Source organism: uncultured Campylobacter sp. (assembly GCF_938039205.1).
GTDB lineage: Bacteria > Campylobacterota > Campylobacteria > Campylobacterales > Campylobacteraceae > Campylobacter_A.
The window spans coordinates 1-6,287 of record NZ_CALHVM010000037.1 but is presented as its reverse complement, the minus strand read 5'-3'; the positions used below and the strand labels follow the sequence as shown (position 1 = coordinate 6,287).

General features: G+C 44.2%; 7 protein-coding genes. 2 read left to right on the top strand and 5 right to left on the bottom strand.

Annotation, left to right across the window (positions count from 1 at the left end):
• Positions 1 to 135 precede the first annotated feature (135 nt).
• Genes Q0394_RS04990 through Q0394_RS04970 form a run of 5 tightly spaced genes read right to left on the bottom strand, consistent with a single transcriptional unit; the run spans position 136 to position 4,761 of the window.
• The gene (locus Q0394_RS04990) at positions 136 to 1,449 is read right to left on the bottom strand and encodes a DUF945 family protein (RefSeq protein WP_298945788.1); all 1,314 of its coding nucleotides are present in this window, start codon (positions 1,447 to 1,449) and stop codon (positions 136 to 138) included.
• Complete coding sequence (locus Q0394_RS04985; protein WP_298945786.1) at positions 1,446 to 2,018, bottom strand: DedA family protein; 573 nt, start codon at positions 2,016 to 2,018, stop codon at positions 1,446 to 1,448. The genes Q0394_RS04990 and Q0394_RS04985 overlap by 4 nt, the downstream gene beginning before the upstream one ends.
• A 9-nt stretch (positions 2,019 to 2,027) precedes the next feature.
• The gene (locus Q0394_RS04980; RefSeq protein ID WP_298945784.1) at positions 2,028 to 2,618 is read right to left on the bottom strand and encodes a lipid-binding SYLF domain-containing protein; all 591 of its coding nucleotides are present in this window, start codon (positions 2,616 to 2,618) and stop codon (positions 2,028 to 2,030) included.
• Between the two features lie 18 nt (positions 2,619 to 2,636).
• Positions 2,637 to 4,190 (bottom strand): ribonuclease Y, encoded by a 1,554-nt coding sequence (gene rny / locus Q0394_RS04975; protein ID WP_298058851.1) that lies wholly within the window; start codon positions 4,188 to 4,190, stop codon positions 2,637 to 2,639.
• Positions 4,123 to 4,761 (bottom strand): 5-formyltetrahydrofolate cyclo-ligase, encoded by a 639-nt coding sequence (locus Q0394_RS04970; RefSeq protein ID WP_298945781.1) that lies wholly within the window; start codon positions 4,759 to 4,761, stop codon positions 4,123 to 4,125. The genes rny and Q0394_RS04970 overlap by 68 nt, the downstream gene beginning before the upstream one ends.
• A gap of 52 nt (positions 4,762 to 4,813) precedes the next feature.
• On the opposite strand from Q0394_RS04970, the gene Q0394_RS04965 reads away from it, so the two are divergent.
• Positions 4,814 to 5,386: a TlpA disulfide reductase family protein gene (locus Q0394_RS04965; protein ID WP_298945779.1), complete on the top strand. Its 573-nt coding sequence runs from the start codon at positions 4,814 to 4,816 to the stop codon at positions 5,384 to 5,386.
• A complete protein-coding gene (gene ftsY, locus Q0394_RS04960) occupies positions 5,386 to 6,255 on the top strand; it encodes a signal recognition particle-docking protein FtsY (RefSeq protein WP_298945778.1) in 870 nt (289 codons plus the stop codon). The genes Q0394_RS04965 and ftsY overlap by 1 nt, the downstream gene beginning before the upstream one ends.
• Positions 6,256 to 6,287: the final 32 nt, after the last annotated feature.

Genomic DNA, 6,287 nt, shown 5'->3' with positions numbered 1-6,287 from the left:
CTTGTTTAGATTTCAAAGATTGACTAATTAGTTTAACAGTGTTAATTTAAAAAACTCGCTTTCTGTGAAGCGGAAAGTGAATTATATAGAAAACATGCTTAAACAAACATAAAATTTGTCTAAGCATGTTGAATTTTATTGAAGAAGAGATTTTAAGGATAAATTTTCATTAAAGATCAAATCTTGCGTTCTTTTATTGTATTTAAAGATAGTTACGTATTTGCCGCCGTTTTCTTTAAATAGTCCGCCGTTTACGAGCATGGCATTTATCCCCTCTTTTTCCTCGCCGCTGCCGAACATAAACTCTCCTGGCGTCGTATCAAGCTCGATTTTACCGCTAAAATTTATAGCAGTCGGGATATTTTCAAGCAGATTTTGAGTATCTATGCCGTCCGGATCGATAGAAATCTCAAAATTTGAGACATAACTCTTACCTGCCGCATTTTTAAAATTTAAATTGTCAAATGTAAGTTTCGGCGCTCTTTTTATAAATTTATCAAGCGCTTGCATTATCGTCGCAAGCTGAGCTTCAGGCTCTCCCTTTGCATTAATAATATCCTCAAACGCACCTTTATCTAAATTTGCAAATTTCGTTTTGATCAAAAAGTCTTTAAATTCATATTTTCCATATTTTATTTTTTCTATAGTACTCGTATCGTCCTGCGTTAGAGTATCGCTTAGCACGGTTAGCTTGGAGTTGCTCGCTATCTTTCCGATCTGCAGAGCCTCGGCGCCCGAAATGACGTCTATACCGCCAAGCTCAAATTTATAAGTGCTATTTACAAGCGCTTTAGAGATCATTTTCGGCTCGATCGGAGTTTCGTACTTCACGTCGTAGTCGATATTTTTTATCTTTATAGCGACGCCTTGTTTGCGAGCAAAGTCTATGAAATCATTTACAAAAGTAGCTCCGGTTATTTTCTTTTCGCCGTTTAAATCAAAATTTAAAAACGATTTAGCCAGATTTAGCTTATTACCGTCTTGTTCTTTTTGCACTCCGACTAGCTCAAAGACAAATTTTTTATCTCCGCCCGAAGCGCCGTCCGCGTGAAATTTGATAGGTCTTGTAGTATCAAATATCTCTTTGATAAAATTTTTATACGGATCGTTTAAAAACTCGGCATCGCCCGCAACCTCAAATTTACCTAGCAAACTGTCAAAGCCGTGCGATATATTCATGTCGATTTTTATCGCCAGATCCTCGGGCGCGCCGTACTCTTCGCCAAGAGAAATGATCTCGTTTATGTAACCTTTAGACAAAACTACGTCATAGTTTGCGTGCGACTTTAGCAGACCGCCCTCAAATACGCTGTTTTTGACCTCCATACCGTTTGCTTTGATTAGATTCAAAGCCTCGTTATATTTTTCCTCCACCTTGTTTGCGTTAAATTTTAGCCCGCCAAAAACCACTGCGGCTATAATCACCAATACAATCAGTACCTTTTTCATTCCGACCTTCCTTTCTTTTTCGTCGCTTGTTGTAGATATACCCAGATGAGAGTCAGTAGCGAAAACATCGCAACCGGCATCAGCCAGCCGTTTTCGCCCATAAAATCCCACGCCCGCTCAAACGCCTCGCCCGCCCAAAAGCTACCAAGCCCGAGCAAAACTGCCCAAGCTACCGCGCTAACAACGTTTATGACGCTAAATTTGGCAAACGAATACTTCGTAAGTCCGATAGCAAGCGGTATGAGAGTCTTTAGTCCGTAGATAAATTTTTTGAAAAATATTATTTTATTTCCGTGCTGCTTGAATAAAATTTGAGAGAAGGCAAGCTTGCGTTTATGTCTAGCCAGATACGGCATCACGGCAGCGCGGTTATACCTGCTGACGTAAAAAAGCAGCGTATCGCCGATAGCGTTAGCGACCGCCGCCAGTACGATACTCACGGTTATGTCCATCTTGCCTAGATGAGCTAGCACGCCAGCTGCGATGATAGCAACCATGCCTCCTCCAAGCGAATATAAAAACACTATCACGTACCCGTAGGTCGATAGCGAGGTTAGCATCTCTTGCAAATTTGGCCTTTAGTATTTTGAGATAGCGCCCATTAGCGCGTTATATCCATAGCTATCCATCCTTAGAGGCGCGTCGTTAGTTTTAGCTAGCACCGCTCCGCCAAAGCTCGCCCCCGCAAAAAACCCGTCGTTGTCCGTATATGCGTAGATATCGCTCGTAAAGCTAAAATCGCTCACTTTTCCGTAAAATTTACCCGTATCGGCAAATGCAAACGATGCGTCGGCGTTTATCGTGATTTTAGCGTCTTTTATATCGGCTACGAGGCTATCTTTTAGGATAAAAAGCACTAGCGAACTATTTTCGTAACCAACCTGCAGCCCGATACTGCCGCCGCTAATGTCCACGACCATCATTTCACTTGGCGCATACGGATTTCCCACGAGCATCACGCCCTTGCCGCGCATACCGCCCAGTACAAAGCCCACCTTGGTGATACTTGGAAAAACGACGACCGCTTTTGCATTTTGGAGCAAAGCCTTAACCGGTGCGTCCGAGTTTTTACGCATCGTCGTCGTAAAAGAATTTGACGCGTTTAGCACGAGCTCGTCGTTTGCTGCTAGAGCCAAAACGCAAAAAATCGCTAGTAAAATTTTTCTCATTTTCTACCTAAATTTGACCTATTTCGCCATTTCTATAGCTCTAGTTTCGCGGATCACGTTTACTTTGATCTCGCCCGGATACTGCACCTTACTCTCGATCTCTGCGGCGATCTCTTTAGCTACTAGCACCGCTTCGTCGTCGTTGATGAGCTTGGCGTTTGCGATGACGCGGATCTCGCGGCCCGCGTTTATCGCGTAGGCTTGCTTGATGCCTTCTTTACTTTTTGCGATGTTTTCTATCTCTTCGACGCGTTTTAGGAAGCTCTCTAACACCTCTCTACGAGCTCCGGGGCGAGCCGCGCTCAGAGCGTCCGCAGCGCAAACGGCGGCGCTTTCTACGCTAGTTGCCTCCTCGTGCCCGTGGTGGGCGTAGATGGCGTTTATGACGACGGGGTGTTCTTTGTAGCGTTTGCAAATTTCAGCGCCCAAATCGACGTGGCTGCCCTCAAATTCATGCGTCAAAGCCTTCCCAATGTCATGTAGCAAGCCTGCTCTTTTAGCCAGCTTTTCGTCTCCGCCCGTTTCAGCCGCGATGATGCCAGCAAGATGGGCCACCTCGAGGCTGTGAGCTAGGGCGTTTTGTCCGTAGCTAGCTCTAAATTTTAGCTTACCGATTAGTTTCATTATCTCCGGATGGATTTTGCTAAGGCCTAGGTCGATGACGATATTTTCCCCCTCCTCCAAGATCGAGGCTTCAAATTCTTCACACACTTTTTTATGTAGATCCTCTATCCTTGCCGGCTGTATGCGGCCGTCTTGCACCAAAAGCTCTATCACGCGCGTCGCGATCGCCCTTCTATAGAGGTTAAAGCTGCTTAGCGTGATAGCGTGCGGCATATCGTCAATGATGATATCCACGCCTAGCACCATTTCCAGAGTCTTGATATTGCGGCCTTCTTTGCCGATTATGCGGCCTTTTAGCTCGTCATTTTTGATATCTACGACGTTTATCAGACGTTCGGCGGCAAACTCACCTGCAAACCTAGACGTAGCCTGCGCAAGGATATAATTCACGCGCTTTTTAGCCTCGCGTTTAGCCTCTTCTTCGTGTTTTCGTACGATGTGAGCTATCTCAGCACGGCTTTTTTCCTCTACTTTTTTTAGCACCTCTTCACGCGCCTCTTCTTGCGTGAGACCGGCGGCATGTTCGAGTACTTTTAGCGCCTCTTGTAGTTTAGCTTGATAGCTTGCTTTTAGCCCGATTCCTTCCTCGTAGACGCTTTTTGCTTCATTTCGGGATTTTTCTAGCTCCGCCTTGCTTTCGTTTAAAATTTCTTGCTCGTTTAGCAGAGTTTGCTCTTTTCTGCCGATCTCTTCAAATTTTTGAGTGTATTCTTTTTGGAGTTTTACGGTTTTGTCGTCGTATTTTTTCTTAGCTTCAAATTCAGCCTCTTGGACTTGGATTTTAGCGTCTTTTAGCGTGCGCTCAGCCTCAAATTCTATCGCTTTAGCCTTTGCTTTAGCCTGCTCTAAAAATATATTGTAGTTTGCGTCATTGATTTTTTTAGCGATGAGATAGCCTGCGCCAACGCCCGCCGCACCTGCTCCTAAGCCGATTAAAATATCTATCATAGATTCCTCTTTTTACATAAATTTTGCTCGGGGTCAGGTAAAAATCACAAGTAACGTCGTGATCTTCGGATATGATTTCATTTGTAAAATTGTCTAAAATTTCAACGAATATCAAGGTAGGTCGGTAAGGCAAATTTGCAAAAAATCTATCGTAAAAACCTTTTCCGTGCCCTATTCGCGCCATATTTCCGTCCACCCCGAGAGTCGGAACTATAGCTACGTCTATACGCTTTTTAAATATCTTGGTACTTAGCGGCTCTTTTACGCCAAATTTCGTCCGAGATATAAGCGGTAGCCTAGATTTTACCATTTCTAAACTAATACCAAGCATAAACGGAACGAAAATTTCATACCTTTTGGCTAGCTCGCGCCTCAAAATGTAGCAATTTGGCTCATAAGAAAGTGGATTAAATATCAAAATCCGTTTCGCTTTAAGCTCGGTTAGCAAATTTAAAAGCGGCTTAAACATCTTGTAGTGTTTTGCCCGCGCCGAAATTTGAACCTCTTTTTTTAAAATCCGTTTCGCGTTACGCCTAAACTCTTCTTTTATCAAATTTAACGCTCGTTTCATAAATTTTATGTATAATTCAAGCCTAAAATCAATCTTAGACAGGAATTATTAAATGAAAATAAATCTTTTGATTATACCATTTTTGGTGCTATTTTTAAGCGGTTGCGACAATGAAAATAAAAGCGACGCAAACAAAACTAGCGACGCGACTCCAACAACAACTACGTCTGCTCCTAGCCAAAGCACAAGCATAGAGGCCTCTTTTGAGCTAACCCTTATGGACGAGAGCAAGATGACGCTGCAAAAATTTGACAAAGGCTTTAAAGTCGAGGGCAATGACGAGGCGATTTTGTTTAACTTTTTTGCTACTTGGTGTCCGCCATGCAAGGCAGAAATCCCGCATCTAAACAACCTAAGCGATAAATTTAAAGGCAAGCTAAAAATCGTAAGCGTACTAATGGAAGACAAGTCAAAAGACGAGATAGACGCATTTATGAAGAAATTTAAAATAAATTTCGGCATTAGCTACGGCGAAAACAACTTCCTCTTCGCAAAGGCTCTGGGCGGAGTCGTGGGCATCCCATACATGGTGCTTTATAAACCAAACGGCGAATACGCCACACACTACGTCGGACTCGTGCCAGAAGAGATGCTAGAAAGCGATATAAATAAGGTGATCAACTAATGTTTGGCTTTTTAAAAAAGGGGCTTGATAAGACGCTCGCGGCGATCCGCTCGTCAAAACCTGCCGATAAAAAAATCTCAAAGGAAATTTTAGAAGAGATCCTGCTCGAAGCCGACATAGCCTATGAGATCGTCGAGGAGGTCCTCTACTACCTGCCGCCGCAAAACGAAGTAAAAAAAGACGATCTGAAGCGGCTTTTAAATACCTATTTCATATACGAAAACGAGCGCGAGGCAAAAAGCGGAAAGCCTTTTGTGGAGCTGATTTTGGGCGTCAACGGAGCTGGCAAAACGACCACGATCGCAAAGCTTGCGAATTTATATAAAAATGAAAGCAAAAGCGTTATTTTAGGCGCCTGTGATACGTTTAGAGCCGGCGCCATCGAGCAGCTACGCCAGTGGGCGATCAGGACGGACGTTCCTATCGTCGCTACGCAGCAAGGCCACGATCCGTCCGCGGTAGCCTTTGACACGATTAGCTCGGCTGTCGCTAAAAACCTAGACAACGTCATCCTAGACACCGCAGGTCGCCTGCAAAATCAAACTAATTTAGCCAATGAGTTAAGCAAGATCGTGCGCATCGCAGACAGAGCATACGCAGGCGCGCCGCACCGCAAGATCCTAATCCTTGACGGCACGCAGGGCAACGCAGGCCTCGCTCAAGCAAAGGCCTTTAACGACATCGTGAAGCTTGAGGGCGTCATCATCACCAAGCTTGACGGCACGCCAAAGGGCGGAGCGCTTTTCGGCGTCGCGCGCGAGCTGGAGCTGCCGATACTCTACATCGGCACAGGCGAAACGATGAACGATTTAGTTAAATTTGACCCGCACGATTTCGTAAATACTATCGTGGATGAAATTTACGCCTAAATTTCGGGCGTAAATTTTATATTTATTTATAC